4 protein-coding genes are annotated in these 2,154 nt (G+C 61.6%); 3 read left to right on the top strand and 1 reads right to left on the bottom strand.

Translation table 11 applies throughout. From position 1 onward, the window contains the following. Window positions 1-192: 192 nt before the first annotated feature. Genes OU02_RS08790 through OU02_RS07980 form a run of 3 tightly spaced genes read left to right on the top strand, consistent with a single transcriptional unit; the run spans window position 193 to window position 1,143 of the window. The gene (locus OU02_RS08790) at window positions 193-390 is read left to right on the top strand and encodes a hypothetical protein (protein WP_152593178.1); all 198 of its coding nucleotides are present in this window, start codon (window positions 193-195) and stop codon (window positions 388-390) included. Continuing rightward, window positions 387-665: an MFS transporter gene (locus OU02_RS08785; RefSeq protein WP_160248864.1), complete on the top strand. Its 279-nt coding sequence runs from the start codon at window positions 387-389 to the stop codon at window positions 663-665. Before OU02_RS08790 ends, OU02_RS08785 begins: the two co-directional genes overlap by 4 nt. Continuing rightward, complete coding sequence (locus tag OU02_RS07980; RefSeq protein WP_152593177.1) at window positions 649-1,143, top strand: MFS transporter; 495 nt, start codon at window positions 649-651, stop codon at window positions 1,141-1,143. Before OU02_RS08785 ends, OU02_RS07980 begins: the two co-directional genes overlap by 17 nt. A gap of 72 nt (window positions 1,144-1,215) precedes the next feature. On the opposite strand, the gene OU02_RS09100 is transcribed toward OU02_RS07980, so the two are convergent. Then, window positions 1,216-1,914 carry a Fic family protein gene (locus tag OU02_RS09100; protein ID WP_422574474.1) on the bottom strand — a complete coding sequence of 233 codons (699 nt, stop codon included), beginning with the start codon at window positions 1,912-1,914 and terminating at the stop codon, window positions 1,216-1,218. Window positions 1,915-2,154 lie beyond the last annotated feature (240 nt).

Genomic DNA, 2,154 nt, shown 5'->3' with positions numbered 1-2,154 from the left:
CCAACCGGTGGGCTTTGCCATATTCTGCCACCTTGCACAGGCAGGCGGCGTGCCTATCCATAGCGCCTGGCAACCCGGATACGGCCGCAATCAGTCCAGGCCAAGAAAGGTTTGCTGGGAACAGCTTCTCAACCGATGCCCAACCGCGTCCGCTCCGATTCCTCAACATCATCTTCCAACGCCCAGACGCCAGTGACACAACCAGCCTCTGAGCGTGTGGATCCCAAACTGCTGCTCGCCATTGTGGCGACGGGACTCATGGCCTTCATCGGCATCTTCACGGAGGCGATGACGAACGTGTTGTTCCCCACCCTCATGGAGGAGTTCCACATCGGCACGGCGGTGGTCAGTGGCTCACCACAGGCTATCTGCTCGTCGTCTCGATTGTGACGCCATTGTCGTCGTACCTCAACCACCGCTTCACCCTGAAGACGTCGTTCATCGCGGCGGTCGTGCTGTGCATCGCAGGCTTGCTGCTCGCAGCGCTTGCGGTGAATTTCCCCATGCTCATGATTGCGCGCATCCTGCAGGGCGCCGGCACGGGCGTCGCGCTGCCGCTCATGTTCAATATCATCCTCGAGCAGTCCCCGCGGTCACGTCTGGGTCTGCTCATGGGCGTCGGCAACATGGTCTGCGCTCGGCCCGACTGTGGGCGGTGTCGGTGAGGCTGCAATCGGCTGGCGCTGGATGTTCGGTGTGCTCCTCGACCGGTTTGGGCCGATGCGCCCGATCCTCTCCACGATGGCGCTAGCTATTGTCGGCATTCTGCTGATGCTGCTTCTGGTGCGCCCTTTGGCGAGTGTGTGGATGATCTGCGTGGGGTACATCGCGTACATGGTCGGCTGCTCGATGGCCTACGCGAACACGATGACAGCAGGCATGAGCGTGATTCCTGCGAGCATGCAGCCCGATGGCAACGCCATGTTCAGCACGTTCCAACAGCTTGCCGGAGCCGTCGGCACCACAGTCATGTCGATCTGCCTGGGCGTGGCGCAAGCCGGGCACAGCATCATGGCGGACAAGGCCGCATTCGCGGCGGCCATGCAGCGTGGTGGCCATGTGGCCTTCATTGTGCTGCTGGTTGTGTTCCTCGGCGCGTTCTTGGCGAATATCCGCGCATTCGCCGCGCGCCGAACGGCGTGACAACTAGATTCTTTTTCACGTGAAACACGGCCTGATTCATCTAGACAGGCCGTGTTTCACGTGAAAAGCCCCTCATTGCCGCTGCAACCTCGCTGCATACGCATCCAGCACATCAAGGACGCCGCGATGCTCCCACACCACGTTGCGCTTTGCGCTGTTGCGGGCAGTGAGCGCCCCTACGCGCGCCAAGGTCTTCAATGCCCGCTCCGCCTGTGGTTTGGTCAGTCCTACGGCAGATTGCAGATACCGGGAATTGATGATGGGCTGGGCGGCGAGATGGGGCAGCACGCGCCAGACGGAGGCGTCCCTACGTACTCCGGCAAGGAGCTGCTTCGTATGTGCAAGCTGGGCTTCCAGCTGTGTGATCAACTCCGTGCCGCTGCTCGCCGCGAATTGACAGGCCTGGGTGAACACGCTGACAAGCGGTGCGGCGTCATCTTCACGAAATGCGGTAAGCGCTGCGAAGTATTGGTCGGTCTCGTGCAGCAGACCTGCGGATACCGGCGTCACAATGTGGCTTGCGAGTCCTTTGTTGCGCAAGATGGCGTGGATTAGCGCGCGTCCGGTACGCCCGTTGCCATCTGCGAATGGGTGGATCGTCTCGAATTGCGCATGGGCCAAGGCGCATTGCAAAAGCACCGGGATGTCGTCCCGCTGCAGGAACAGCATCAGGTCGGCCATGCATGCGTCGATCAGCTCCGGTTGTGGACCCACGAACGATGCGCCGCACGGCGTGTATGAATCGGTTCCCACCCATACCAATTGGGACATGAGTGGTGCGGGCGCGTCAAGGGTGAGGTCGCTCAGTGTGATCGGCACCGCGGATTCGTGCGGCCCGTTGCCCCGCGACCGTCGGCTGCGTGATACGGGGCCTCCTCGGCGATGTGCCACATATGCGAAGTGTGTTGAAGGGCGGGGATGTGCCATGCGTCCATTGTTGCTCCTCTCGCCCTGACGGTTGGCGGTGCCGCGCCGCCAACCGTCGAATCTATGTGTTGCCGGCAATTCATT

This window comes from Bifidobacterium pseudolongum subsp. pseudolongum DSM 20099, assembly GCF_000771225.1.
Lineage (GTDB): Bacteria > Actinomycetota > Actinomycetes > Actinomycetales > Bifidobacteriaceae > Bifidobacterium > Bifidobacterium pseudolongum.
The sequence above is the reverse complement of the archived record's forward strand: the minus strand, read 5'-3'. Positions and strand labels throughout refer to the sequence as shown.